Here is a 25,772-nt window from a genome sequence, read left to right as displayed (position 1 = left end):
CAGGTCCGCATTGTAAAGTTTGCCGCATCAATGCGGCTCGAAACATGTGCTGTCAATTGCCCAAACAATACGGCCAAAATCCGAATGCGGCCGATCAGAAGTTCGGGGCCGGCACCGCACCGCTATAGCCAAGGTTCAACCCCGCCGGCGCCTTGATGGCAAAAGTGGCGAGCACACTGGTCGAATTTGGCGAAGTATGGGTGGGCCCGTTCCGCTGCGCATTGGCGCCAAGGGTCAGGTAGCCGTCGTCATAGACCAAGCCGCCGCCAACCTGCAGCCAGCTATTGGCGCTGAGGTCCCATGCTGCGCTACCCTTGAGGCTCCAGTAGTCCGCCACCGGAATGGTCAGGCCACCGACGATCTCGTGCTGGTCGAGCAATTGCCCCAGGCTCGGATTGGCCCCGATAAAGCGATAGTCGAGCGTTGCTCCATAGCCGTCGGCGCTGTAGCTCGCGCCAGCCCCAAACCGCGCCAGTTTCCAGGCCGATGTATCGAGCTGTGTCTTGGCGCCAAAGGTCAGGCCCGGCGTGAACGAACCATAGGCGCCCAGCACCGTATAGGATGCGTCATTGCCCAAACCACCGCCCGCGCCGGTATTGGCGTGGTCCACGGTCGAGAAGGCATTGGCCCCGGCCAGCTGGAACGATTGCCCGCCGATCAGTTCGAGATAGCTGCCATTGTCGAAATTGGCCTGGTAGCGCCCGCCGATATTGGCGCGCAGCCCAGTCTCCTGCCTGTCATAGCCGGAGAAGCGGTTGTAGCTGAAAAGGTTCGTGTCATCGAAAACGAAGCTCTGCGCATCGTCATTGGTTATGCCGAGCATGGTCGTGTTCGAGCCACGATAAACCAGCTGCGCAATCGGCTCGATGATATGCACATCCGCGCCATTGCTCGATATCAGCGGATAGCGCACATCGATCGCGGCAATCGGCGTGGCGCTCAAGAGGCTCGCTTCGCCCGGCAGCAGCACGCTCTTGCCGTCATAATAGGAAAAGTCCGCGCGTGCGCCGACATAGGGCGTGAAGACGAAACCGCCGCCACCAATGATCTGCTTCTGCCAGCTCGCCTGCAGGGTCGCATGCGTCTTGGTGCCCTGATAGCCATAGACGTAGTTCACGCCATTGACTGATGTCTTGCTGTCCGCATTGCGCACCACATTGCGCAGATGCCCCTCAAAGGCCAGCCGGCCCATATCGTCTTCGAGGTCAATGATATGCTCGAAGCGGGTCACCGGCAGGTTGGCGCCCTGCGCGTCCTGGCTCGCCTGGGTCACATTGCCGAGCTGATTGAACTGCTGCAGGCGAATGTCGAAATAGGTCTGCTCGCTGACATGGGTCGCATAGACCTGATTGGTCGAGGATTTTGCCGTCGTCAGCTCATAGTCGCCGAGATAGGCTGCGTCGGTAAAGGCCGTATAGGACCAGCCGACCTCCCAGGTCTCGATCGGGGTGAACGAGCCCGAAGTCTGGATCGCCCCGCGCCAGTCACGGTTGCCAACGCCGGGAGCTTCCGAAAACGCTGAAGGATCCCACTGGTTGAGGCCAGAAGCCTTGACCTGGAACGAACCATTCTCGAACCGCTGCACCCATTCGGCACCCAGCAGAAAACCCTGCCGAGAGAAAAACTTCGGGCTCAGCCAGACATCGGTCCACCTATTGCCATAGACATTGACCGACACGCCGACACCTACGCCGGTCTTCTCGCCATAGCTCAAAGTCGGACGCGGCGCCCGCGACAGCGCGGATTCGCTCAGGTCCGGCAGCCACAGATAGGGCACCCAGGCGACCGGAACGCCGAGCAGGTAAAGCGTCGAATTTTCGAGCGTGACGGAGTTATCTTCCGAATTGTGCACGATCCGGCTGGCATTGACCGACCAGCCGATACGGCGGCCCTTGTTGTCAACGCACTCGCCGCAGGGCGCATAGCTCGCATTGTTGTAGATGCTCTGCAGCACGGAATCGTAGTCGGCGCTATCGGCGGTGATCCGCGATCCGTCATAGGCCGTGATCGTCAGGGCATTGAAGAAGGCCTGTTTCAGCCCGCCGGTGATGTCGAGATCGGTCGTCTCCATCACGTTGCCCGATGGGTCCGTCACCGTCACGGCGCCGCTCATCTTCACCGAATTTGCATTGCGGTCGTAGGTCAGCGTTTCGCCGGTCACGATGTAGCCGCTTGATTTCAGCACCACACCGCCCGAAGCCTGGATCGTATTGGTCCTGGCGTCAAAGGTCAGCACGTTAGCCTCGACCCCGGTAGGGGAGGCCGGATCGATCGGGGCATTGAAGAAGTCAGCGGGAACAAGACCCTGCGCCCCAGCAGGCAAGGCAAAAAGGCACAGAGACGCACCAACGAGCAATGCGCGCAAAAAGCCCTTTCGATGTCCCTGGCTTCGCGTCACGTCCGTCCGTCTTCCTTGTGCAGTAGCACTGTTACACCAATCACAATGGCTACCAATGCCGGTCCGACTGCCGCGAAAGTTGGATCGAGAACGCCAGTCGACCCCGCGCGGTCGGCCATCTCGGTAATCACGAACACGACAAATCCGAGCACGATGCCATAGAGGACCGCGGGACCTAGACTAGTGCCCCTTCGATAACCTGCGGTAAACGCAAAGGCAATGAACAGCGAACCGCTAAGCACAAGTGGAAGCGAGAGAAGTTTGTAGAGCCGCATCGTCGCCGCCGATTTGACCAGCGGGTCGGCCACGCCCTTGCTCAACAGGTCGACAATGTCGAAGAAGGTCATGTCCTCGACGGAGGCCAGTTTCAGGCTGATCTCGGCCGCGGTGGAAGCGGTGGGCACTTCATAGTTGTAGATCGTATAGGGCGGCTTTTCCGGCGTTCGCGCCGTGGCCACCGGCATACGCCACACGCCGTTTTCGAGCAGCGCCTGCGCGGCCTCGATCCGGGGTATGTCGGTCCTTGCCATGTGGAAGAGCGTCACATCGTTGAGCTCGGCGCCACCTGGCGCCATGGAGCGCGCCATAATGACGTATTTGACCCCTTCGCCCTCCTGTTCGAGCCAGATTTCACCCGGCGGCGTCAGCAGTGCGGCCAGGCCCGGCGGGGTAGGGTAGAGCCCGCGATTGATCTGCGTGCTGACCGTCTCCGCCCCGATGGAAATGACGAAACTGACCAGCAGCAGGACCGCGGTGGGAGCGCGCACGGCCCGCCAGATGGAAATGCCGCTGGCCTTGATCACCGTCAGCTCATGCCGCGCCTTGAGGTCCGCAAGCCCCAGAATCGCCCCCATCAGCACCGTCACCGGCAGCGTCTTGATGGTCCAGCGCACCGCGCTCATCGCCACCATCACGATGGCCATCGGCAGGCCGTCCCGTTCAGAAACGACGTTAAAACGCCAGGTGTCGAGAGATTCGACCAGTGCAATGAGGCCGTAGAAGATGAAGACCGTCATCCCGATGCGGCTCGCGAGGCGCTTCAGCACCAGCCAATCGATTCTGGTCATGCGCTCACCAGCGCAACCGGTCGCCGCGGCCAAAGCCGCCAGGCCAATACCAACCCCGAAAAGATGATGAGCACGACCGATCCAGTGCCAATGCCGAGCGGACTATAGGTGCCAATGCCGCGCTCTGCGAAGGCAACCAGCAGCACCATGGCCTCAATGGGCATAGGTACTCTGGCGCGCGCACCGCTTGGAAAGGCCCCGATGGCGAGAGTAAAGAGCCCGATGGCGATCACCCGCAGCGCCTCGGCCGAGCGGTCGAGCAGCCGATTGCCTGCCTCCTGCGACAGGAACCCGGTACTTATCGCCTCGCTGATGAGGTCGACACTGTTCCGCTCAGCCATCGAGTCGCCGCCGGCAATGGCCTGCGAAATGCTGGCGACACTGAGATCGTAGCGGCTGAAGCGCACTTCCGAGTAGCGCCCGTCATCCTGCACATATTGCAGCATGCCATCGCGCAGCTCGAGCACGTAGTTTTCTCCGTCGCTCGAAACCCGCGCACTCTCGGCGATATACGTCCGGCGGGAATCGGGCAGGCGGCGGTCATCGGCAAAGAAGTCGGTGATCTCCCCACCTGCCTCGCGCCCGCCGATAAGAAGGATAACCCCCGGCGTCACCTGGGTGAACCGCCCGGGCCGCAGGGTCGAACTCACAAGGTCCGCCGCCACGCTCGCCGCCAGTTCCGTGTATTTGCGATTGGCCCAGGGTTCGAGCCAGTGCGAAAGCAGCATGACGACGACGATCCCGCCCATGATCACCGTGGCCGCACCGCGCCAGATGCCGCTCGTCGATCCGGTGGCGTGGATGATGTGCAGCTCACGGCTCAGTTGCAGCGCGCTCAGCGCCCGGATCATGCCGATACCGACGCAGATATAGAAAAAGGCCATGGCCAATGGCGGCATCGTATAGAGCGCCTGGATGGCCAGCGTGCCGAATCCCTGACCCTTTACGGAGATGAGTTCGAACTGCCTCAGGCAGTTCACCAGCCACAACAGCACACACAGGATCGCGGTGAGGATCAACGCATCCGTGGCGAAAAGCCGTGCCAGATAGGTAGTCAGGCGTCTCATGCCGTTACGCTAGAATCCTTTTGCGGCGCACATTTGGCCGCGTTTTCTCGGACAATGGGCCAAACCCTGCTTCGATACAATTGCGCGGATTGTGCACATCTCAGTTCGTGCAGGCCTGTTGCCCGCTTGCCGCGCTGGCGCTCCTCGCGGCGCCCGGATAATGTGCCGCCATGGCCGAAGTCCTCTTCTACCACCTCGAAGTCCGTCCCCTGGAATCGGTCCTGCCGCAGCTTCTCGAAAAGACGCTGGAGCGGGGCTGGCGCGCTGTCGTCGAATCCGGATCGCGTGAACGCGCCGAAGTCCTCGATTCGCTCCTCTGGACGTTTCGCGACGATTCTTTCCTGCCCCACGGCCTAGCCGGCGAACCCAGTGATCCGCACCAGCCGATCCTTCTTACAACCGAAACCGACAATCCCAACGGCGCCGTGGTCCGCTTCTTCGTCGATCGCGCCGTGCCCAAGTCCGCCGACGGCTACAAGCGCATCGTCTACATGTTTTCCGGCCACGATCCCGATGCCGTAACCGAAGCCCGCCAGGCCTGGCGAGCCCTGCGCGATGGCAATGAGGTCACCTATTGGCAGCAGGAATCCGATGGCCGCTGGATGAAAAAGGCATGACCTCCGACCTTGCGGCGCCAAGCCGGCACACCTTGCCCGAAGACCTCTTTGCCATGCTCATCGGCACCATGCTGGTCTCGCTCGGCATCGCTTTCTATTCGGAAGTACAACTCGCGACCGGCAGCACCGCGGGCCTCGCGCTGCTCCTCCAATACGCCACCGGCATTCCCTTCGGCTGGCTGTTCTTTTGCATCAACCTGCCGTTCTACGCCCTGGCATTCCTGCGCATGGGCTGGCCCTTCGCGGTAAAAACCATGATCTGCGTCGGGCTCGTATCCTATTTTTCGAGCCAGATCCCCGGCTGGATCGGCATCAGCGATATCCACCCGCTCTTTGCCTCGCTGGTCGGTGGCGGTCTCATTGGCCTGGGTATTCTCTCGCTCTTCCGTCACAAGGCGAGCGTTGGCGGCATCAATATCCTGGCGCTTTACCTCCAGGAAAATTTCGGCCTTCGCGCCGGCTATTTCCAGCTCGCCGTTGACGCCGCCATTCTGTTCGCTGCCTTCTTCATCCTGCCGCTCGACAGGGTGCTCTATTCCATCCTCGGCGCGCTGGTCCTCAATTTCATCGTCGCTTTGAACCACAAGCCCGGCCGCTACGTCGGATTTAGCTGATCCCGACTACTCCGCCGTGTCGCTCCAGCCCACGATGTCATAGAGGTGGAGATAGAACATGTGCTCGGCCAGCTCGTAGCAATAGGTGATCTCGCGCTCGGCCGGATAGAAATAGGCATTGGCCTCGCCACACTGCGTCGCCCGGAACGTCACGGTTTCGGGTAGCACATACCAGTCCATCACCAGCTTGGCCGCGTGTTCGAGAATGCCGCGGGCCTTCATCTCCTCGGCAAAGACCTCGTAGTCGCCCGCGTCCTCATAGACGATCTCGATTTCTGCGCCCTGTTCCCCATCGACCAGATGCGGTTCGAGCAGGGCATCCCATGACGTCACCGCCTGCTCATAGGTGTAGGCGCAGGCCTCCTGCTGCTCCGCGTCGATCTCGTAATTGTCCGCCGTCTCGCCGAACACGTCGGGCTCCGCGCCCACCATCATGCAGACCATGGCATAGGCGCGCTGGATATCGAGGCTATGGTCGTCATAATAGGAGAAGTCTTCGACGCCCGAGCCGGTCGATTGCACCGCGTTGAAATACCAGCCATCGGCAGCGTCGATCAGCGCGTTCCAGCTATCGTCATCGGTCTCGTCGGTCAGCAGCCAGATCGTCGCCAGCGCGTCCGCCGCGTCCTCTTCCTTGCCCAGCACCGGCAGTTCAAGCTCGCCCACCAGCATGTGGCCGACCTCGTGATACATGGTGTAGAGCGCGTCATGCATGGCAAAGTCCATGGACTCGGCAAGCACCTGGTCCTCGTCCTGCGCCATTGCCGGCGCGGCGAGGAGAGCAAGGCACACGGAAACGGCCGCCGTCTTGCGCAGCGAAATCATGGGAGAGAACTCCGAAAGGGGTTTGACGCTTCGGTCCGCTTCCGGACCGGCAAGGCGGATAACACGCTTCCGGTTAAGAACGCGACAAAATGGTAGGACCGATCGACAGCTCAGGCTGAGGCGAAAATGGCGGTTTTTAAGAACCGGAGCGGAGCGTACGTTTGGGTACGTGAGCACCGGAAGCGCAGAAAACTGCCATTTGCAGATCAGCATCAGCTGAATGGCGATAGGTCTTAGTTCGAGCCGCCCTTGTCCTTGCCGGCGCCCGAAGGCCTCGGGGCAGGGTCGACAGTATCGGGCAGCTCCGCCGCATAGAGCTCCATGAAATCCTTCATCAGCTCGTAGCAGAAGATGATTTCGATCGTGTCCGGATCATAATAGGCATTCGCCTCGCCGCAGCGCCGCGCATTGAATTTCACCGGCCGGCGCAGGTGATATTTCTCGCGCACCTCTTCGGCGACCTCGTCGAAAACCCCGCTCGAACGGAAGGCATCGGCGGCAAATTTCAGCCGCCCGCCGGCGTCGTGATAGGTCACGTTGACCTTGGCGTTCCCGGCACCGGCCGTGTGCTCTTCAAGCACGCCCTTGAGGCTCCGGTCCACCAGCTCATATTCCCAATAGCAGGAATCCTGCCGGTCCCGGCCGATGGCATATTGATTGGCAATGGGCCGGAACGCCGTATCGTCGCTCCCCACCATCAGGCACACGATCTGATAGGCCCGCTGCTTGTCGAGGCTATGCGCGGCCGCAAAATCCTCTTCATACTTGCCGCTGCCATAGGCAACGCCCGTAAGAAGCCAGCCCTCGGCGGCATCCGCCAGCGCCTTGTCCGATTCCGGCGAGCGCTTGTTGAGCAGCGTCCATGTGGCCATGTTGTCGGCCGCATCTTCCTCGCGCCCGAGCACGGGCAGCCGGAGCTGGTCCACCAACAGGTGCGCCATCTCGTGGTAGAGCACAAACAGGCTGTTATTGGCGGCGAAACGGATGATTTCGGCGCGCTGCTGCTTGGAAAAGCCCGCCATATCCTGTGCCTGGGCTCCACCCGTCAGCAGGGCGGCAAGGGCCAGCAGGATCGGAACGAACAAGCGACGCATGAACTGCCTTTCGGCTCACTGATACCAGTCACAAGATGCCAATGCCGCGTCACTGTCAACGCGGCAGCGCCGAAGTCCTTAACGCCCCGGCGCCCAGTCTTTGGCGGCCATTTCAAAGCCGGAGAACTGGAAACCCGGCGCCACGGTGCAGCCGACCAGCGTCCAATCTCCCAGCGATTTCGCCGATTGCCAGACGTCGCGCGGCACCACCACCTGCGGCCTCTGCCCCGCCGCAAGATCTGATCCCAGCACCTTGCGATCGACCGAAATCCCCTCCGACAGGTTCAATTCTATCGGCGCCCCGGCGTAATAGTGCCACACCTCGACCGCATCGACCCGGTGCCAGTGCGACAGCTCGCCCGCTTCGAGCAGATAGTAGATCGCGGTGGAATGCGCCCGCCCGGTCTCGCTGTCGATGTCGACAAACGTCTCGGCATACCAGCCCCCTTCAGGGTGGCGTTCCATGCCGAGCGTATAGATGACGTCCCTGGCGGCGAGCCTGTTCATGCGCGCTCCGCTTCCTCCAGCTCGGCGCTCAGCGCCAGCCATGTTTCTTCGGTAGTTTCGAGGTCGGCGCCAAACCGCGCCTTGTCCTTGCCGAGTGCGATGAGCTTGTCGGCGGGCCCGTTGTAGACCTTGGGGTCGGCCAGTTGCGCCTCGATCTTCTCGATTTCCACCTTCAAACGGGAAATCTTGGTTTCCGCATCCTTAATGGAGTTCTTGAGGGGCGCCAGTTCGGCTCGACGCGCCGCGGCCTCTTGCTTGGAAAGCTTGCGCGCGCCGGTGCTGCCACCGCCGCCGTTCTTGCCTTCCTTGGTGGAGGTAATGCTGCGCTGGTAGCTGTCGAGATCCTCGTCCAGTTCCTTGATCGTGCCGCCTTCGGCGATCCACAGCGTGTCGCAGGTCGCCTCGATCAGATGGCGATCGTGGCTGATGATCAGCACCGCGCCCTCATATTCGTTGAGCGCATGCACCAGCGCATCGCGGCTATCGATATCGAGGTGGTTGGTCGGCTCGTCGAGGATCATCATCCCCGGCCCGCCAAAGGTGATGAGACCCATAAGAAGGCGCGCGCGCTCGCCACCCGAAAGGTTCTTCGCCTTGGTGTCCATGCGCGATTTGGTCAGCCCCATCTGGCTCAACCGGCTGCGACGCTTGGCTTCGCTGTCGGTCGGCATCATGTCGACCACATGCTCGAATGGCGTCCATTCGGGCTTGAGCTTGTCCATCTGGTGCTGCGCAAAGTGCGCAATCTCCAGCTTCTTGCCTTTTCGCAATTGCCCGCCCATCGGCTGGATGTCGCCGGCCAGGAGCTTTGCGAAAGTCGACTTGCCGTTGCCGTTGACGCCAATCAGCGCAATCCGGTCATCGGGGTCGATCCGCATATTGATATTGCGCAGAATGGTCTTGTCGCCATAGCCGGCCGAAACCCCGTCCAGCGTCAGCATCGGCGTGGCGGCTTCCGCCTTGGGCTGCTGGAAGGTGAATGGTGCCGAGAATTCATCGAACAGCGCCGCCGGTGGCCGCAGCTTTTCGATCATCTTCATGCGCGATTGCGCCTGCTTGGCCTTGGTCGCCTTGGCCTTGAAGCGATCGACAAACTTCTGCAGGTGCGCCACCTGATCAAGCGCCTTGTCGCGGCTCTTGTTGTGCAGCTCCATCTGCATGCGGCGCGTATTTTCGAACGTGTCGTAATTGCCCTTGTAGAAGGTCAGTTTCCGATGCTCGAGATGCACGATCGAATTGACCGACTTATTGAGCAGGTCACGGTCGTGGCTGATCATGAAGACGGTATAGGGATAGGTGGCGAGATACTTTTCCAGCCACAGCGTGCCTTCAAGATCGAGATAGTTGGTCGGTTCGTCGAGCAGCAGCAGGTCGGGCTGCGAAAACAGCACCGCCGCCAGCGCCACGCGCATGCGCCAACCACCCGAGAGTTCGCGCGTCGGCCCATTCTGCCGATCCTGCTCAAACCCCAGACCCTTCAGGATCGACGAAGCCCGCGCCTCAGCCGAATAGGCATCGATATCGGCCAGCCGCGTGTAAACCTCGGCAATCCGATGCGCGTCCGTCGCGGTCTCGGCTTCAGCAAGCAGCGCGGTGCGCTCCTTGTCGGCGGCCAACACCACATCGAGCACGCTTTCCTCGCCGGCCGGCGCTTCCTGCGCCACGCCGCCAATGCGTGCCTTCTTGTTCAGCTCGATCGTTCCTGAATCGAGGTGGATATGGCCCTGGATCAGGTGAAACAGCGTCGTCTTGCCCGTGCCGTTCTTGCCGACAAAGCCGGTCTTCGAACCCGTCGGAATGACCACGGAGGCCTCTTCGAACAGCTCGCGGCCTTCGATGCGATAGGTGAGATTGGAAATGGTCAACATGGCGGGAAAATCATTCGCAAGGAAAAGTGCGCCGACAATGGCGTCCCGCAAAGGGCAGGGGGCGGCGACAAAGTGTTGGCTGCTGGATAAAGCCAATAGCCCATCAAAGCAACTCCAAGCCCCCATCGCGCCCCTTGCCAATCACCCAATTGGGTGACGTGCGCTCGGTGCTTTCTCCTTAGGCAATGTGACGGGACGAGAGGATGGAGCCTTCCTTCGCTCTTGCGGCCCACCTCGGACAACGCTCCGTGGCCGATCTAAACTTGGGGATTTGAATGACCAAACTGCTGACTCTGTCCGCTGCAGTCCTGCTCGCTGCCGCCATCAGCCTGACACCCGCCATCGCGGCCGAATCGCCGCAAGGCCTGACGTGCCCCACCAAGACGATGGACGGCAAATGGGTGAAGGGAACCAATGTTAACAAGGATTGCGTCGCACAGTCGATTTATGGCTGATCGGCTGCGTCTACAATAATACTGCGATGTAGTGGTTTCCCCTATGTCGCAGTATAACCTTGTTTATATATACATTTCTGTTTCTTTAATTCTGGTGTTATTGCGCCGGGGGGATTCTTGAACAGGAGCGTACGGCATGGGCTTGTCGAGCGCGGTCTGGATGCGCTTTTCGACGCCGCCGTGGGCATGGAAAGCTGGGAGAAAGGTCTTTCCAGCATCGCGGCTGGCTTTGGTGCCACCGCTGCAGCAATGGTTCCCGAATCCAAGCTGGTCATTCCAATGGGCATTCCTACGTCAGGGAACGCATCCGCCGCTTTTTCGGAGTTTGTCTCGGGTGGCTGGTATGTCAATGACATACGAGCGAGGCGCACATGGTCGCCTGCCAAATCCGGCAAGTTCATTTTCTACGAACAGCAATTGACGACACCGCAGGAGCGGTCGAGCGAACCCTACTATCAGGAGTTTTTCTGCACGTTCGATATGGAGTGGCTCGTTGCCACGACATTTTCCGTCCGGGGGAGGGATGGTCTTTTTGCCTCTTTCGGGGAGGTGCGCAGGAGGCTTTCGAGTCTGCGGAAGGGCAGGCGCTTACCAAGCTGCGAGCCAACCTCTCGCGCGTCGTGCGCATGGCTTATGCATTTCGCGCGCCCGAAAATTCGGCCCTTACGGCAATACTGGATCGCGCGCACATCCCGATGGTGGGATTCGATACATCGGGACAGATATCAGTTTTGAGCCAAAGGGCCATTGATGCCTTGGCGCCTTACTACCGTTTCAAGGGCAATAGGCTCCATGCGGTGGATCCGGCCGTAGACAGGCGCCTGCAGACGGCGGTTCGAGAAGCCACAACTTCTGCGTCCTCCGCGGCGCAGCGTGAGCCCAGTGCCGTCGTCACCTACGAGGCCGGCCGTCCGGTCCATGTGCTCGAACTGATGACGATGCCGCGTAATTTCATGAGCGCTTTCAGCGGCTTCGTCGTGGTTGGACTCATACGGAACGTCAAAAGCACTCGGCAATCCCAGGCGCCAAAGAGTGTCGATGCTCTCCAGCAGGCCTTTGGATTGACCGTCGCAGAGGCGAGGGTTGCCTCTGTGGTTGGCACTGGTCTCGGGCTGCCTGAAACAGCCCGAAATCTATCCATAGGCTACGAGACAGCACGGACACATCTGGCAAAAGTATTCGGAAAGCTTGGCATTTCCCGACAAGCGGAACTTGTTGAGATCATCGCTTTGATCGATGCCACTAGCCGATAAGGCGCCTCGCGCAAAAGGAGGGATTTTCGGATCCACGGTATAAGGTCAATCTGTCGCCCGATTTTACGCATCCAATGTCAGAAGCAGACATTTCTGCATCAGTCATCGAGCCAAAAGGACGCCCACATGTTTGACGCCCGCCTCGCTTTTGCCCTCATCGCCACTATCGGTCTCGCCGCTCCTGCGCTGGCACAGGACAATGGGCAACCGCTCGACGACCTCGACGCCACCCGCATCAACCCCTACCAAATTCTGATCGACTTCGAACTAGACGGCGGCGCCTGCGACGCTATTGGCCGCGCCGAACTCGGTGACCTCGTCGATGGCACCCTCACGGTGAATTTCCCCGTCAGCTCCACGGCCGAAGTCTGCACCATGCAGATCGTCGAGCATGACGTAAAATACGCCATCGACACCGAAGACGAAGCGATCACCCGCATCGACGTCACCGTAACCGCCGCCGATGGCCGCGTTGTTGGCACGGGCTCGACGGATGTCGAGCGCGATTAGTCGGTTAGGCCGCACCCGCACCCCCACCGACCGTCATCCTCGGGCTTGACCCGAGGACACTGCACTTGAATGCCGCGAGAGAATACAACCCCCTCGGGTCAAGCCCGAGGGTGACGCAGTGGAGTTACGTCGGGACCTCAAACCCCATCCGGCACCCGCACCACCATCTCAACCTCGATCAGCAGCCCCGGCGCCGCCAGCGCAGCGACGCCGATCCCCGTCAAACTCGGCTGTGCGCCGTTGAGAAACTTCCCGATCGCCGCCATCCCGATCCCCATGCTTTCGGGGCCGAGTTCCACGGCATAAATCCGCATCTGCGCGATGTCCTCTGTCGTTGCTTTCAGCGCGGTGAGGGCCGCCGACAGGTTCTCCGTCACGATCACCATCTGCTCGGCCAGCGTCCCCGGCACCGCACCCCCATCTCGCCGCCAGGGCACTTGCCCCGAAACGAAAGCCAGCCGCCCCGGCTCGACAATCGAAATCTGCGAATACCCCGCTTGCCCCGCATTGGGCAGGGTTTCAGGATTGAGGCGCGTGATCGATTGGGTCATGGCAGTTCTCCTGTTGATGGAAGCACCATCCCCAACCGTAACGTCTGATCGTGTCAGTATGGCCAAACCCAGCCGCCACCACCCGCTTCGCCTCCTCCACCACATGGTGGTAGAAGCCGAGAGAATAAACCCGAGAAAACACCCCGTCTTGCCTCCGTCAAACTCTCCCGCTAAAAGGCGCCACCTTTCCAAACCCAATCAGGATTTTCTCGCCATGGCGATTGAACGCACCTTCTCCATCATCAAGCCCGATGCCGTCCGTCGTAACCTCATCGGCAAGATCCTGACCAAGTTCGAAGAAGCCGGTCTGCGTCCGATCGCCCTCAAGAAGATCCACATGACCCGCGCACAGGCCGAAGGCTTTTACGCTGTTCACAAGGAACGCCCCTTCTTCGGCGAACTCGTCGAGCAGATGATCGCTTCCCCGGTTGTCGTCCAGGTCCTCGAAGGCGAAGGCGCAATCCTCAAGAACCGCGAAATCATGGGCGCCACCAACCCGGCCAACGCTGCTGACGGCACCATCCGCAAGGAATTCGCCCTCTCCGTCGGCGAAAACTCGGTCCACGGTTCGGATGCTCCCGAAACCGCAGCCCAGGAAATCAAGTACTTCTTCAGCGACGAAGAACTGGTCGGCTAACATGCCCTACGTCAATGTCCGCATCCTCGACGACGGTGTCACTGCCGAACAAAAGGCCGAAGTGATCGCGGGCATTACGGAGATTATGGTCCGCGTGCTCAACAAGAAACCCGAGAGCACTTTCGTCGTCATCGACGAAGTGCCGCTTGAAAACTGGGGTTTCAAGGGCAAGCCGGTCTCCGAGCTGCGCAAGCAGCCGAAGGAATAGTCAGCCTCGGGCTTAGCCCGATCGCGCTGCTACGGCCGAGCCATGCTTAGGGGCCTTGCCCCTCATGCAGTCCCGAGCATTGCGCGGGAAGGGCCCGGACGATAGACAGCACCAAAATCAGGCCGCCCAGCCGGGCGGCCTTTTTGCTTGTTTGTGCTAGAATGCACAGACAAGACCGACGACGCTCCCCGAAATGGTGGGGAACCCGGCGCCACAAAAGCCCTTCTGCCAGCGAAGATGCCCCGCCTCTTGGGAATGGACATCGCGCTCACCGGGGCTATTCCGCTTTACGAAAGCCCCTTTATGTCCCTGCCTGAAAACATCTTTGCCCCGATCGCCGCGACCCTCGCAGCCAAGGGCTATGAAAACCTCACCCCGGTTCAGTCCGCCGTCATCGAAGACGAAGCCGACGGCCGCGATCTGCTGGTCTCCGCCCAGACCGGCTCGGGCAAGACCGTCGCCTTCGGCATGGCCATCGCGCCAACCATTCTCGGCGGCGCTGAAATTCTCCCCCGCGCCGAAGTGCCGCTGGCCCTCGTCATCGCCCCGACCCGCGAACTCGCCATGCAGGTGCAGCGCGAACTCGAATGGCTCTATGCCCAGATGGGCGCCCGCATCGTCTCCTGCGTCGGCGGCATGGACGCGCGCACCGAGCGCCGCGCCCTCCAGCACGGCGCCCACATCGTCGTCGGCACCCCAGGTCGCCTCCGCGATCACATCACCCGCGGCGCCCTCGACATGTCCTCGCTCCGCGCCGTCGTCCTCGACGAAGCCGACGAAATGCTCGATCTCGGCTTCCGCGAAGATCTCGAATTCATCCTCGAAACCGCCCCCGAGGAACGCCGCACCCTGCTGTTCTCGGCAACCGTTGCCAAGCCCATCGCGAAGCTCGCCGAGACCTTCCAGCGCAATGCCCTGCGCATCACCGCCACCTCTTCGGGCGAGCAGCACGCCGACATCGAATACAAGTTGATGACCGTGCCGGCCGACGAGCGTGAAAACGCCGTCATCAATACGCTCCTCTGGTACGAAAGCACCAATACCATTGTTTTCGCCTCGACCCGCGAAGCGGTAAAGCATCTCTCTGCCCGCCTCCAAAACCGCGGCTTCGACGTCGTCACCCTCTCGGGCGAACTCAGCCAGGCCGAGCGCACCAATGCCCTCCAGGCCATGCGCGATGGCCGCGCCCGCATCTGCGTCGCCACCGACGTCGCCGCCCGCGGCATCGATCTGCCCAATCTCGACCTCGTCATCCATGCCGAACTGCCGATGAATGCCGAGACCCTTCTCCACCGTTCCGGCCGTACCGGTCGCGCCGGTCGCAAGGGCACCTGCGTCGTCATCTCCCCGACCCATCGCCGTCGTGTCGCCCAGTCGATCCTGCGCACCGCGAAAATCGAAGCCGAAAACATCGCGCCGCCGACCGCCGAGGCCATCGACGCGCGCTACCGCGAGTCGATTCTCACCAATTCGCTTTTGAGTGACGTAATCACCGATGATGAGCGTCCAAGTGTGGACAGTCTGCTAGCCAAATGGGAACCGGAAGCCCTGGCTGCGGCCTACCTCCGCCTGCAGCTCACCGCCCGTCCGATCCCCGAGGATATCTCGGCAACGCTCGTCACCGATTTCGACAAGCGCGAACCGCGCACCCGCGAAGCCTTTGCCGGCGGCACCTGGTTCAAGGTCACGGTCGGCCGCAAGCAAAGAGCCGAGCCACGCTGGCTTTTGCCCATGATCTGCAAGGCCGGCGGCGTCACCAAGGGCGCCATCGGTTCCATCCGCATTTTCGACACCGAAACCATCTTCGAAGTCGCCGCGGATAAGGTGGATAGTTTCCTCAAGAGCGTCGGCAAGAACGGCACCGGCGAAAAGGGCGTCTACATCTCCGCCATCGACAGTCCGACCGAGCAAAAGCCGCAGTCCAAGCGCCGTCCGCCCGGCCCGCCGGTTGCCTATGATCCCAGCGCGCCCCGCCCGGAACGCGCCGATCGCAAGCAGCGCTATGGCTCCGGAAATCTCCGCCCGGATGATTTTACCGTCTCGGCAGACGTGTCTGTTCGCCCTGCTAAGTCCTTCAAACCAAAGGAAGGCAAGCCCTTCGACAAGAACAAGGGTAAGCCAAAATGGTCCAAGGCGGCCGGTGAGGGTGCACCCAAGCCCAAGTCCAAGGATCACAAGAAGCCGCGCGCTCACGACTGACAGCGCAAAAATCTATCCCCGCCTTCGGGCGGGGATCTACACTCTGGTCAAAAACGCTATCCGGCCTGCTCGACCTGCCGCAGTTCGCCCAAGCGCGACATATTCCCAAATGCCATGATCGCGGCGCCGGCAACGGAAACCCCTGCCGCCACCATCAGCGCAAAGCGATAGTTCCCGCCCGATGTCAGCAAGCCAAAGGCCGTCGCACCCAAAAGGTTGGCGGCAATCGCCACGACATCCATGAGCGAGGTGGAAAGCCCCACCCGTCCTTTGATGGCATCCTGCAGATAGGGGATGTTGACGCTCATCAGCGCCGCCGTACCGAGCCCGTTGAGAATGAGCAACCAGTAAAGTGCTGTCATGCTTGTTAAAATACTGGCGAGCCCGATGAAGATAGCCATGACGATCCCCGCCGCAGCCAGCAGCGTTTCCTTGCTCAATTTGGTCGTGAGATAGGCCAGCAGCAGCATGCAAGGCGCTTCGACGGCCGCGGTGATCCCGGCATAAAAGCCCACATCGGTAACAGTCCCGCCAAGATCGGTGACGATGAACAGCGACACCGTAAAGGTGAGGATGCGCATCGCGGCTGTCATCACGATGAGGCCCAGTAATCCCGCCAGCGTGCCGAGGGGCAGGGCGAAAGTCGAGAGCAGTGACGCACCTTCCGCTCGCACCGGCGTCGGCATCTGCACGGCCGTCGCCTTGTCCGAAATCAGCAGCGCAAAAATACCGCCCATTACGGCATAGCTCAGCGACGACATCAGGAAGACGTTGAAAATGCTGAACTTTGCCGCCACCCAACCGGCAACGGGCGGCACGATGATCCAGGCCAGCGTGAACACGGTGCGCAATGCCGTCACCATGAAATCGGCCCGCGCCGGCATGTGCCGCACATAGTAGACGCGGACATAGGCAAAGCACTGCCCGTAGCAGGCGCCGGCCAAAGGCATCACCACGGCCATGGCCAGCATGAAGCTCAACTGCGTCGGCCAGAGATAGATCATCCCATGGCCGATAACGCCCGCAAGAGCCGTGATCAGCACCAGCAAACGCCGGTCGGGCAGCTTGTCCGAAATATAGCCCAGCCCCAGCGAGACAAAAGTGCCCAGCACCGCGCCCACGCTCATCACCGAGGCAAACCAGCCCGGCGACATGCCCAGCGTGTCGACGCCCACCAGCGAGGCATAGGGCATGGTGGCGGCATAGGTGACGCCCGAAAAGAACATGTTCGTTCCGAGCAGTGCCGTCACCGGCAGGCGTGGTCTCGCAGTCATAGTCCCCTCCCAGAGAGCGGCAAGACCTAACGCCAGCGCCGCAATCCGTCCATCGAAATCGATTTCGATAGCCTGAAATCCGCTGTGATAGGCCCTTTCAGAGGAGTAGAATGAAAACTCCGCGTCAGGTCCCGTGGGCTTGGGCGGCCAACATGGGAGGCCCTCGATGACGGCCTATAATATCGTGCGTGTCCGGGTAAAACCCGGTTCCGAAGACGCCCTGATTGCCCATCATGACGCCTTGCTGCAATCGGTCGGAGAAGAGTTCAAGGCCGCCGGCATGCGCCGCTTCAGTCTCATCAAGACCGGGGACCGCGCCTTCTGCATCGTCGGCGAGTGGGATGCCTTTGACAGCATCGTCAAGGCGCGCCCCGCGATGATCAAGTCGCTCGACGGCATGCGATCCATGCTCGAGGATCTTGGCGGCGATCTCGGCGTCACCGACCCGGTTTCCGGCGAGGCCGTGGCCGAATACAACGTGCAGACGCACTAGCTGGTCCTGACAACCTAGTTCCTCAGGCCGGCTCCGTCTGCGTTCCCGCCCGCGCGATCCCCTCGGCCAGCGCCGCGATTTCGGCTGCGTGCTTTTCCGAGGCCGGATCGATGCCGTCCATCCAGGTGCCAAAACGCTTGAGCAGCGGTACGAAGGCAGCCAGGTCCGCTGCGCTCCATTCGGAGAGAAAATCGCCCATGATCAGGAATTTGTAGGCGCGCACGGCCTCGATCACCGCCCGGCCACGCTCGGTCAGTTCGAGAATGGTGCGCCGCGCATCCGCCTGGCTCACGGCACGGCGGGCATAGCCCTGGTCCACCAGGTCGCCCACCACTCGGCTGGCCCGGGAAGGGTCGATATTGAGCCGCTCGGCGACGGTGGCGACCATGGTCTCGCCCTTGCTTTCGCCGGGCTCCGTCGGGCCCTCGATGGCAATGAGCACGTCGAACTGCGCCAGATCGAGCGCGATCTTGAGATGCGCCAGAGCCCTTGTGCCCAGCTCGCGCTTCTGCGCCCGCCGGCGCCATTTCTGCATCAGCATGTCGATTTCCAGCATGGCCTCGGCCGTGTCGGGGTCGAGTCCGGCTCGCAAAATCACGGCATTCATCTCGCTCTTGTCGCTCAGTGGCATGGCAGCCCCCGCAGTTTTGCATGCTTCAGGCAATTACATGCTATTGACATGTAATTGCGTCCAGCACATTTATGCCTTCAGAATTCATTTCGCAAGGGCCGACGCCGGGCGCCGGTCCTCTCTATTTTGAGGATTGCCCCAATGTCACAACCCATTCAACCGGCCGAAGCGCCGCAGGATCAGTCCGTCAAGCTGATCATCGGTGCCGTCGCCGTCACGCTTCTCCTGGCCTCCCTTGGCCAAACCATCGTTTCTGCAGCCCTTCCCACCATTGTCGGCCAGCTCGGCGGCCTCGACCACCTGACCTGGGTGGTCATCGCCTATCTCCTCAGTTCTACCGTCGTCGCGCCCATTTATGGGAAGCTGGGCGATCTTTTCGGCCGCAAGATCGTGCTGCAGGCTGCCATCATCATCTTTGTCTGCGGCTCCATCCTGTCGGCCATGGCCAATTCCATGACCATGCTCATCGTCGCGCGCGCCGTGCAGGGGCTTGGCGGTGGCGGTCTCATGGTCGTCGCCATGACCGTGGTGGCCGACGTCATTCCGCCGCGCCAGCGCGGCAAGATTCAGGGCATTTTCAGCGCCGTGTTTGGTGTGTCCACCATTGCCGGCCCGCTTCTCGGCGGCGTCATCGTCGAGCACTTTTCCTGGCAGTGGATTTTCCTCATCAACCTGCCCGTCGGCCTCGTCGCGCTCGCTGTCATCACCTTCGTGCTGAAGCCGCGTGCCGAACGTGTCGCCCACAGCATCGACTATCTCGGCTTCGTGTTGCTCTCGGCTAGCCTCACCTCGATCGTGCTGGCCACCTCGCTCGGCGGCAACACCTGGGCCTGGATGTCCGTGGAGATCATCGGCCTCGCCGTTCTCGCCATCGCGGCACTCGGCGCCTTCCTCTATGTCGAAAGCCGCGCCGCCGAGCCCGTGCTGCCGCTGACCCTGTTCCGCAACAACACCTTTGCCGTGTTCAATTCTATCGGCTTCCTGGTTGGCATCGCCATGTTCGGGTCGATCACCTTCATCCCGATGTATCTGCAGCTCGCCAAGGGCGTTTCGCCCACTGATTCCGCCATGCAGCTCGTCCCCATGATGATCGGCATGATCGGCGCTTCCATGCTCTCGGGCTTTGCCATGACGCGCATGGGCAAGTACCGCATCCTGCCGCGCCTCTCGACCTTCGTGCTGACCATCGGTCTCCTGCTGCTCGCCTTCATGCAACTCGATACGCCGTCCTGGCAGATCGCGATCTATATGTTCCTCGTCGGCGTCGGCATCGGCCCGGTCAATAGCGTCAGCGTCACCGCCACGCAGAATGCCGTGCCGCGCAATCTGGTCGGCGTCGCCACGGCGGGCACGACCTTGTTCCGGCAGATCGGCGGCTCCATCGGCATTTCGGTGTTTGGCGCGATCTTCTCCTCGGGCCTCGCGTCGCGCCTCGGCAGCCTCCTTCCAGAAGGTCAGGCCGCCCACGGTGTGTCGCCGACAATGGCGGCGAGCCTTCCCGAAAATCTGCGTGGCCCGGTGCTCGAAGCCTTCGCGTCCTCATTGCACCCGATCTTCTTTGCCGCCGCTGCCGCCGCCTTCGTTGCTTTCGCCCTGACCTTCATCGTCGAAGAACTGCCCCTGGCAAATTCGTTGCGTCAGGAACCCAAGGCCGAAATCGACGCGGAGGAGGCCGCTCTGGCAGCCGTCGCTGCCGCCCCGGCCAGCGTTACGCGCTAAGCAAGCCGGAGTGGCCCTCGCAGTGGTGCTCGTTCAGGATGCGAGGCCGATCATTCTGGCGGCACTCCTGTAGGCGGCCTGCGCGTCGCCATCGAAGCGGAAGGTGTCGAGAAAATGCTCGACGTCATATCCGGGGCTCTGTTGCCGGATCCGCGCAGCATGTGCACGCGCGTCTTCCAGCCGCCCGGCCAGCGCCAGACAATGGGCAGCGATGGCGAGGATATGCACATGCGCATTGGGGCGGGCCGCGGCCTTGAGGCTCCAGTCCGATGCTTCCTCGTACCGGCCGAGCCGCACTAGAGCCAGCGCGCGGGAGCCGAGCATCCCGAAGAGCAGCGGGTCGCATGGACTGAGCAGACGCGAATGGTCGGATGCGGCGATGGCCATTTCAGGGTCACCCGACTGCGATTGGACAAATGCCATGGCGTAGTGCCCCAGCGCGAAATTGGGGCTGAGATGTATCGATTCCTGCAAAGCCCGCGTCGCCTCGTCGGCATCGCCGGAGAGCCACAGGGCGCGGCCCATGGCCCAATGGGCGGCGGGGTTCTGGCTGTCCCCCAAAAGGCTGCGTCCTGCCGCCTCCAGCGCATGCCGGGTCTCGACGTCGCGATCCTCCCAGCGCTGAAAGGCGCTCTGCCAGTGCGTGAACGAAAGGCCGGCCCAGGATCGTGAGAAGGTCGGGTCGAGGCGGATCGACTGCTGGAAAAAGTCTGCCGCCCGAGCGTTCTCCTCCGCCGTGAAATTGTACATATGCCAGAGGCCGCGATGATAGCATTCCCAGGCGTCGAGCGAGTCAGCCGGCTTCAGCATCGCGCGGTTGCGCTCCGCGTTCTCGATCTCCGCGGCGATGGAGGAAACGATCCCGTCGCAGACATCGTCGAGCAACGGCATGCGGGCAATGGCGGCCGCCTCCAGCGTATCGGTCCAGAGAATATGTGAGGTCGCCGCTTCAGCGACCTCCACGGCCACCGACAGCGTGTCGCCATGGCGTTCCAGGTGCCCGGTCGCCACATAGTCGACGGCTAGCCGCGCGCCGATTTCGCGCAGGCCGAGTTCCTCTTGCGCAATGGCGAACACCGAGCCCCGGGCAATCACGAACAGGCTGCGCAATCGGGCGAGTTGGCTGATGATATCATGCGTCAATGCGTTGCCCAGCTCGCCACGACCGGTCTGGCCGCGGCGGCCTTCGGTAAAAGGCATGACGGCGACCGAGGCTCGTCGCGTCGGCGCCTGTTGCGCCAGGCCCGACGATGGGCCGTGCGGTCCGGCTTCCACGACTGCCGCGAAGGCTGGCGCTGCGTTCCCCCGCATGGCCGCCCATGCGGCTCGAACCGGGGCAAAATCCACATTCTCCGCCGCAAAGGTGCGCGCTGCCGCGTCAATGTGGCGATTGCCCTCCTCGATCATCTGCCGGTGGAGCAGCTCCACGAGGAAGCGTTGGTGGGCGCTGACATCGTGCGGGGCATTTTCCAGCCAGTCCCGCGCGGCCACGAGGCCTTCCGGCGTGCCGGGCAGGGAGCGTCGCCCGATCTCGGCGATGATCGTGGTCCTCAACGAGCGGAACTCGCTGCGCCGCCCAGCGAGCCAGTGCTGCAGGTCCGGACTACCCTCTGCCGCGATCCCATCCAGAAAGTCGCCACCAAAGAGAGCCAACAAAGCTTGCAGGTCGTCGCTAGAAATCGCCCCCATACTCGTCTCGGCCGCTGCGAGAACCCGCAGCGCGTCGACCTCATATCCTTCGAGGTCGAGAGCGACCCGGCCCTGATCGGTAAGCACGCGGAGCCGCCCGGGCTCGTCCAGCAGCCCCCGCAGCTTGCTCAGGCACCACCGCAATTCGCTCCGCGGGTCGTTCGGCACATCCCAGAAGAGCTCGCAAAGGCGCTCGCGCGATAGCGGGTGGGCGGAGAGCGAAAGGTAGGCGATCAGGAGGCGCACCTTGCGCGAGGGAGGCAATGGCACAACGGCACCATCGCGCAGAAGCGTCAGCGGCCCGAAAAGCCGCAGCTGCGTGCCCGTTGCCGTCCCGTCAGCTTTGGAACCATGCGATTCCATGCGCACTCCAATGCCGCTTCCCACGGCATTTCCTGCGGGCTCACCTTAGCATCGGCTTCGTTCTGGCGAAATCTAATAGGAGACCGCGCTGCGCGCGGCCTGCCGCATTGAAGGAAGCACGACATGACCACTGCACAACCGATAAGGACCACTGCCGGCCGAGGCCGTCTATTCGACAGCGTCGTGGACACCGTGGGCGATACGCCGGTGATCCGTATCAACAATCTTGGCGTCGAAGGCCGGACGATCTACGTCAAGGCCGAATTCTTCAATCCTGCCTCCTCGGTCAAGGACCGGCTCGCCATCGCCATAATTGAGGAGGCCGAGCGCAACGGCACATTGCGGCCCGGCCAGACGATTGTAGAGGCGACCAGCGGCAATACCGGCATCGGTCTCGCCATGGTCTGCGCCCAGAAGGGGTACCCGCTGGTCGTCACCATGGCCGACAGCTTCTCGGTCGAGCGCCGAAAACTGATTCGCATGCTGGGCGCGAAGGTCGTCCTGACGCCTCGTGCGCAGAAAGGTTTTGGCATGTATCTCAAGGCGGTCGAGCTTGCCGAAAAGAACGGCTGGTTCCTGGCCCGTCAGTTCGAGACCAAAGCCAATGCGGCAATTCATGAGGCGACGACTGGCCGCGAGATCATCAACGACTTTGCCGGCTCGCGCCTGGACTGGTTCGTGACGGGCTACGGTACTGGCGGCACCGTTGCAGGCGTGTCGCGCGTATTGCGCCGCGAGCGACCGGAAACAAAAATCGCGCTTGCCGAACCGGCCAATGCGCAACTCGTCGGTAGCGGCCATGTGCAGCAGCGTGGCCCCGGTGGTGCGCCCGCAGCGAGCCACCCCGCGTTCGAGCCGCACCCGATCCAGGGCTGGACGCCGGACTTCATTCCGGACGTGCTCCAGGAGGCGATCGACGGCCGGTATTGCGACCAGGTGCTGCCCATTACCGGGCCCAAAGCGATCGAGTGGGCCAAGGCGCTCGCGCAGAAGGAAGGCATCTTTGCCGGCATTTCCGGCGGCGCAAGTTTTGGCGTCGCCCGGCAAGTGGCCGAGAGCGCGCCCGTCGGGTCCGTCATCCTGTGCATGTTGCCCGACACCGGCGAGCGGTATCTGTCGACCCCGATGTTCGAGACCATTCCCGCCGACATGGACGAGGAAGAAATGGCCCTGTCGCTCTCCACCCCCGGCTTCCAGCTCGTCGCGGCCTGACGGAGGACGCCATGCCCGGATATGCAACACGCGCGGCCGAGCCTTCGACCGCGAGCACCACCGAAACGCTGGATCCCCAGGATTGGTCTGCCGTTGCGGACCTGGCTCACCGCATGGTCGACGATGCCGTCGACCATGTCAGCGGCGTTCGCGACCGGCCGGTCTGGCAACCCATGCCGGAGGAAGTCGAGGCGGCCTTTGCCGGGTCGGCGCCCGAGGGTTCGACGTCGCTCGAAGACGTCTATGCCGAGTTCCGGCGCAACGTGCTCGCCTATCCGATGGGCAATATCCACCCCCGCTTCTGGTCGTGGTATATGGGCGCGGGCAATTTTACCGGCGCATTGGGTGATTTGCTGGCCGCCGTGCAGGGTTCCAATCTCGGTGGTGGCAGCCACGCCGCCGCGCTTCTCGACCAGCAGGTGATCGGCTGGCTGCGCGATATGGTTGGCCTGCCCGAGACGGGCAGCGGCACGCTGACCAGCGGCGGTTCGATGGCCAATCTGCTCGGCCTGACCGTTGCCCGCAATGCCGCGGCGGGCATCGACCTGCGGGAGGAGGGGGTCGCCGCACTGCCGCGGCCGCTGCGCTTCTACGCTTCCGACCAGGTGCATTCGTGTCACCGCAAGGCGGTCGAAACGCTTGGCCTCGGCAACAAGGCGCTTCGTCGCATCGAAACCGATAGGGGCTTCCACATCAACGTGCCAGCCCTGAAGAGGGCGATCCGCGAGGATCGGGGTGCCGGCCTCAATCCGGCCTGCATTATCGGCACCGCGGGCACCGTCAACACGGGCGCGGTCGACGATCTCCGCGCGCTCGCCGATCTGGCGGCCGAGGAAGGGCTGTGGTTCCACGTCGATGGCTGCATCGGTGCGCTGGTGGCGATCTCGCATGAATATGCCGGGCTTGTCGAAGGCATCGAGCGGGCCGATTCCATAGCGCTCGATCCGCACAAATGGCTGCACGCGCCGTTCGAGGTCGGGTGTGCGCTATTTCGTGACCGCGCCCTGCACCGCCAGACCTTCGCCGTGTCGCCCGAGTATCTCAAGGGCACGGCGCGGGGATTGGCTTCGGGCGAGTTTCTGCACGAATACGGCCTTCAGACGAGCCGCGGTTTCGCCGCGCTGAAGGTGTGGATGGCCATCAAGGAGCACGGCATCGCAAAATTCGGGCGGCTCATCGACCAGAACATGGCCCAGGCCCGTCGCCTCGCCGGTCTTGTCCGCGACAACCCGCCCCTCGAACTCATGGTGGAGCCCGAGCTCAACATTGTCTGCTTCCGCCATGCTCCAGCCGGATGGGCCGAGGCGCAGCTCAGGGCGCTGAATACCGAGATCATGGTCCGTCTTCAGGAAACAGGAGTTGCAGCCGTGTCCGACACGGTCATCGACGGACGCCACTGCCTGCGCGCCGCCATCTGCAACCACCGCACCCGCGACGAAGACCTTGACCTGTTCATCACTGAGACCTTGCGCCTGGGCTCAATGCTCTCACGCTCGATGCAGTAGATCAGTGACGTGAAAAGGCCTTGAACGGATTGCGGTGGAACAGTTGAAGGATGGTGTCTTCCGGCACACCCCGCGCCCTCAGCAGCGGGATCAGCTCGGTGCTGACCACGGTATAGGGTTTGGGCACACCGCCATTGGGTAGGGCGGGGTCATACCAGCCGCGGTCGTGGCTTATCAGCAGCTGTTCACCCAGGCCGGCATCCAGCGCGCGCAGGATAAGATCGGCGCTCTCCGCGACGGGAACCGCGCCGACATTGTCGTATTCAATCCAGGCACCTCGGGCGGCGATAGCGCGATGCAGCGCAAAGTCGGGCTCGGCCTGGGTATGGATAGAAAGGAAGCGCTCGGGCGAGCCGCCTTGCGCCTCGACGATATCGAGCTGGTCCATGACCACCGAACCCCGAATGGTGTGGCTTCCGATCAATGCGTCGGTTTCTACGGCCGCCCGCGTTGCGGAGCGAAGAATGCGGGCTTCCAGAGGCGTTATGCCATCGTCGCCAGCGCTCAGCTTGATCCAACCGGCCCGAAAGCCGGTCTGCTCAATTTCGGTCGTGAGTTCGGCGAGCATCCAATTGAACAGCTCATCCTCGTCAGCGCTGTACACCCAGGCCGGTATCCAGGGCTCGCGATAGTTTCCCGTCGGCACGACGATGGGAAAGTTGGTGGCAAGGCTCACGGCCAGGTCCAGATCGGCTCGCCGCCCAACCCCGCCCGTCGAGCATTCGACCAGAGCCGTGACGCCCAGCGCCTGGATCGCTTCGATTTGCGGCACCATAAGGGCCAGCACGCTGGCGGTGTCGGCCTGACCGTAGCCGGGCTTATCCGGCGTCCTGAGATCGACAAAGACGTGCTCGTGCGGGAGGATCATTCCCAGCTGTTCTGAACTCAGCTTGCCCAGCGTCGAATAGATGTACCGCATAGCTTCTCCCTCCTTCTCTTGGGTTTTCCGCCAGCGAGTGTCCTCGCTGGCGTCCCGCGAAAGGCCCAAAAGATACCATCACAACGGTATCTTCGGA

Annotated in this window: 24 protein-coding genes; 12 read left to right on the top strand and 12 right to left on the bottom strand. The window is 62.1% G+C overall.

Annotation, left to right across the window (positions count from 1 at the left end):
- Nucleotides 1-94: 94 nt before the first annotated feature.
- Genes NVV77_RS02825 through NVV77_RS02815 form a run of 3 tightly spaced genes read right to left on the bottom strand, consistent with a single transcriptional unit; the run spans nt 95 to nt 4,532 of the window.
- Nucleotides 95-2,365 carry an LPS assembly protein LptD gene (locus NVV77_RS02825; RefSeq protein WP_295410522.1) on the bottom strand — a complete coding sequence of 757 codons (2,271 nt, stop codon included), beginning with the start codon at nt 2,363-2,365 and terminating at the stop codon, nt 95-97.
- A 29-nt stretch (nt 2,366-2,394) separates the two neighbouring features.
- The gene (locus NVV77_RS02820) at nt 2,395-3,465 is read right to left on the bottom strand and encodes an LptF/LptG family permease (protein ID WP_295410520.1); all 1,071 of its coding nucleotides are present in this window, start codon (nt 3,463-3,465) and stop codon (nt 2,395-2,397) included.
- On the bottom strand, nt 3,462-4,532 hold the full coding sequence (locus tag NVV77_RS02815; protein ID WP_295410518.1) for an LptF/LptG family permease: 1,071 nt from the start codon (nt 4,530-4,532) through the stop codon (nt 3,462-3,464). Before NVV77_RS02815 ends, NVV77_RS02820 begins: the two co-directional genes overlap by 4 nt.
- A gap of 170 nt (nt 4,533-4,702) precedes the next feature.
- Between NVV77_RS02815 and NVV77_RS02810 the strand changes: the two genes are divergently transcribed.
- Together NVV77_RS02810 and NVV77_RS02805 are read left to right on the top strand one after the other, a co-directional pair.
- Nucleotides 4,703-5,149, top strand: a complete 447-nt coding sequence (locus tag NVV77_RS02810; RefSeq protein WP_295410516.1) for a DNA polymerase III subunit chi — start codon at nt 4,703-4,705, stop codon at nt 5,147-5,149.
- The gene (locus NVV77_RS02805; protein ID WP_295410514.1) at nt 5,146-5,763 is read left to right on the top strand and encodes a YitT family protein; all 618 of its coding nucleotides are present in this window, start codon (nt 5,146-5,148) and stop codon (nt 5,761-5,763) included. Before NVV77_RS02810 ends, NVV77_RS02805 begins: the two co-directional genes overlap by 4 nt.
- A 6-nt stretch (nt 5,764-5,769) precedes the next feature.
- Here the strand turns inward: NVV77_RS02805 and NVV77_RS02800 are convergent, their stop codons facing one another.
- From NVV77_RS02800 to NVV77_RS02785, 4 genes are all read right to left on the bottom strand, one after another.
- Nucleotides 5,770-6,588, bottom strand: coding sequence for a DUF4344 domain-containing metallopeptidase (locus NVV77_RS02800; RefSeq protein WP_295410511.1), 819 nt, complete (start codon nt 6,586-6,588; stop codon nt 5,770-5,772).
- A 233-nt stretch (nt 6,589-6,821) separates the two neighbouring features.
- Nucleotides 6,822-7,682: a DUF4344 domain-containing metallopeptidase gene (locus NVV77_RS02795; RefSeq protein WP_295410509.1), complete on the bottom strand. Its 861-nt coding sequence runs from the start codon at nt 7,680-7,682 to the stop codon at nt 6,822-6,824.
- Nucleotides 7,683-7,760: 78 nt separating this feature from the next.
- Nucleotides 7,761-8,189, bottom strand: a complete 429-nt coding sequence (locus tag NVV77_RS02790) for a cupin domain-containing protein (RefSeq protein ID WP_295410507.1) — start codon at nt 8,187-8,189, stop codon at nt 7,761-7,763.
- Complete coding sequence (locus NVV77_RS02785; protein WP_295410505.1) at nt 8,186-10,057, bottom strand: ABC-F family ATP-binding cassette domain-containing protein; 1,872 nt, start codon at nt 10,055-10,057, stop codon at nt 8,186-8,188. The genes NVV77_RS02790 and NVV77_RS02785 overlap by 4 nt, the downstream gene beginning before the upstream one ends.
- 275 nt (nt 10,058-10,332) lie before the next feature.
- Here NVV77_RS02785 and NVV77_RS02780 point away from each other — a divergent pair, with 275 nt between their 5' ends.
- The 3 genes from NVV77_RS02780 (at nt 10,333) to NVV77_RS02770 (ending at nt 12,275) form a co-directional block, all read left to right on the top strand.
- Nucleotides 10,333-10,512, top strand: a complete 180-nt coding sequence (locus tag NVV77_RS02780) for a hypothetical protein (RefSeq protein WP_295410502.1) — start codon at nt 10,333-10,335, stop codon at nt 10,510-10,512.
- Nucleotides 10,513-10,883: 371 nt separating this feature from the next.
- Entirely contained in the window at nt 10,884-11,765 is an 882-nt protein-coding gene (locus NVV77_RS02775; protein WP_295410500.1) for a hypothetical protein, read from the top strand.
- A 126-nt stretch (nt 11,766-11,891) separates the two neighbouring features.
- Nucleotides 11,892-12,275 carry a hypothetical protein gene (locus NVV77_RS02770; protein WP_295410498.1) on the top strand — a complete coding sequence of 128 codons (384 nt, stop codon included), beginning with the start codon at nt 11,892-11,894 and terminating at the stop codon, nt 12,273-12,275.
- Between the two features lie 137 nt (nt 12,276-12,412).
- Here NVV77_RS02770 and NVV77_RS02765 read toward each other — a convergent pair whose 3' ends face one another.
- The gene (locus NVV77_RS02765; RefSeq protein ID WP_295410496.1) at nt 12,413-12,826 is read right to left on the bottom strand and encodes a RidA family protein; all 414 of its coding nucleotides are present in this window, start codon (nt 12,824-12,826) and stop codon (nt 12,413-12,415) included.
- Nucleotides 12,827-13,040: 214 nt separating this feature from the next.
- On the opposite strand from NVV77_RS02765, the gene ndk reads away from it, so the two are divergent.
- The 3 genes from ndk (at nt 13,041) to NVV77_RS02750 (ending at nt 15,870) form a co-directional block, all read left to right on the top strand.
- Nucleotides 13,041-13,463, top strand: a complete 423-nt coding sequence (ndk, locus tag NVV77_RS02760; protein ID WP_295410494.1) for a nucleoside-diphosphate kinase — start codon at nt 13,041-13,043, stop codon at nt 13,461-13,463.
- 1 nt (nt 13,464) lies between these two features.
- Nucleotides 13,465-13,671, top strand: coding sequence for a 4-oxalocrotonate tautomerase family protein (locus NVV77_RS02755; protein ID WP_295410492.1), 207 nt, complete (start codon nt 13,465-13,467; stop codon nt 13,669-13,671).
- A 303-nt stretch (nt 13,672-13,974) separates the two neighbouring features.
- Nucleotides 13,975-15,870, top strand: a complete 1,896-nt coding sequence (locus tag NVV77_RS02750; protein ID WP_295410491.1) for a DEAD/DEAH box helicase — start codon at nt 13,975-13,977, stop codon at nt 15,868-15,870.
- Between the two features lie 56 nt (nt 15,871-15,926).
- Here the strand turns inward: NVV77_RS02750 and NVV77_RS02745 are convergent, their stop codons facing one another.
- Nucleotides 15,927-17,144, bottom strand: coding sequence for an MFS transporter (locus tag NVV77_RS02745; RefSeq protein WP_295410489.1), 1,218 nt, complete (start codon nt 17,142-17,144; stop codon nt 15,927-15,929).
- A 166-nt stretch (nt 17,145-17,310) separates the two neighbouring features.
- On the opposite strand from NVV77_RS02745, the gene NVV77_RS02740 reads away from it, so the two are divergent.
- Entirely contained in the window at nt 17,311-17,637 is a 327-nt protein-coding gene (locus NVV77_RS02740) for a DUF718 domain-containing protein (protein ID WP_295410487.1), read from the top strand.
- A 22-nt stretch (nt 17,638-17,659) separates the two neighbouring features.
- Here NVV77_RS02740 and NVV77_RS02735 read toward each other — a convergent pair whose 3' ends face one another.
- On the bottom strand, nt 17,660-18,268 hold the full coding sequence (locus NVV77_RS02735) for a MarR family transcriptional regulator (protein WP_295410485.1): 609 nt from the start codon (nt 18,266-18,268) through the stop codon (nt 17,660-17,662).
- Nucleotides 18,269-18,409: 141 nt separating this feature from the next.
- Between NVV77_RS02735 and NVV77_RS02730 the strand changes: the two genes are divergently transcribed.
- Nucleotides 18,410-19,987 (top strand): MDR family MFS transporter, encoded by a 1,578-nt coding sequence (locus NVV77_RS02730; protein WP_295410483.1) that lies wholly within the window; start codon nt 18,410-18,412, stop codon nt 19,985-19,987.
- A gap of 33 nt (nt 19,988-20,020) precedes the next feature.
- Here the strand turns inward: NVV77_RS02730 and NVV77_RS02725 are convergent, their stop codons facing one another.
- Nucleotides 20,021-22,039: a transcriptional regulator gene (locus NVV77_RS02725; RefSeq protein ID WP_295410481.1), complete on the bottom strand. Its 2,019-nt coding sequence runs from the start codon at nt 22,037-22,039 to the stop codon at nt 20,021-20,023.
- Nucleotides 22,040-22,162: 123 nt separating this feature from the next.
- Between NVV77_RS02725 and NVV77_RS02720 the strand changes: the two genes are divergently transcribed.
- Both NVV77_RS02720 and NVV77_RS02715 read left to right on the top strand, forming a co-directional pair.
- Nucleotides 22,163-23,251: a PLP-dependent cysteine synthase family protein gene (locus tag NVV77_RS02720; protein WP_295410479.1), complete on the top strand. Its 1,089-nt coding sequence runs from the start codon at nt 22,163-22,165 to the stop codon at nt 23,249-23,251.
- An 11-nt stretch (nt 23,252-23,262) separates the two neighbouring features.
- Complete coding sequence (locus NVV77_RS02715; protein WP_295410478.1) at nt 23,263-24,756, top strand: aspartate aminotransferase family protein; 1,494 nt, start codon at nt 23,263-23,265, stop codon at nt 24,754-24,756.
- 1 nt (nt 24,757) lies between these two features.
- Here NVV77_RS02715 and NVV77_RS02710 read toward each other — a convergent pair whose 3' ends face one another.
- On the bottom strand, nt 24,758-25,675 hold the full coding sequence (locus NVV77_RS02710) for an esterase (RefSeq protein WP_295410476.1): 918 nt from the start codon (nt 25,673-25,675) through the stop codon (nt 24,758-24,760).
- Between the last annotated feature and the right edge of the window lie 97 nt (nt 25,676-25,772).

The organism is Devosia sp. (assembly GCF_024707125.1).
Classification (GTDB): domain Bacteria; phylum Pseudomonadota; class Alphaproteobacteria; order Rhizobiales; family Devosiaceae; genus Devosia.
The sequence above is the reverse complement of the archived record's forward strand: the minus strand, read 5'-3'. Positions and strand labels throughout refer to the sequence as shown.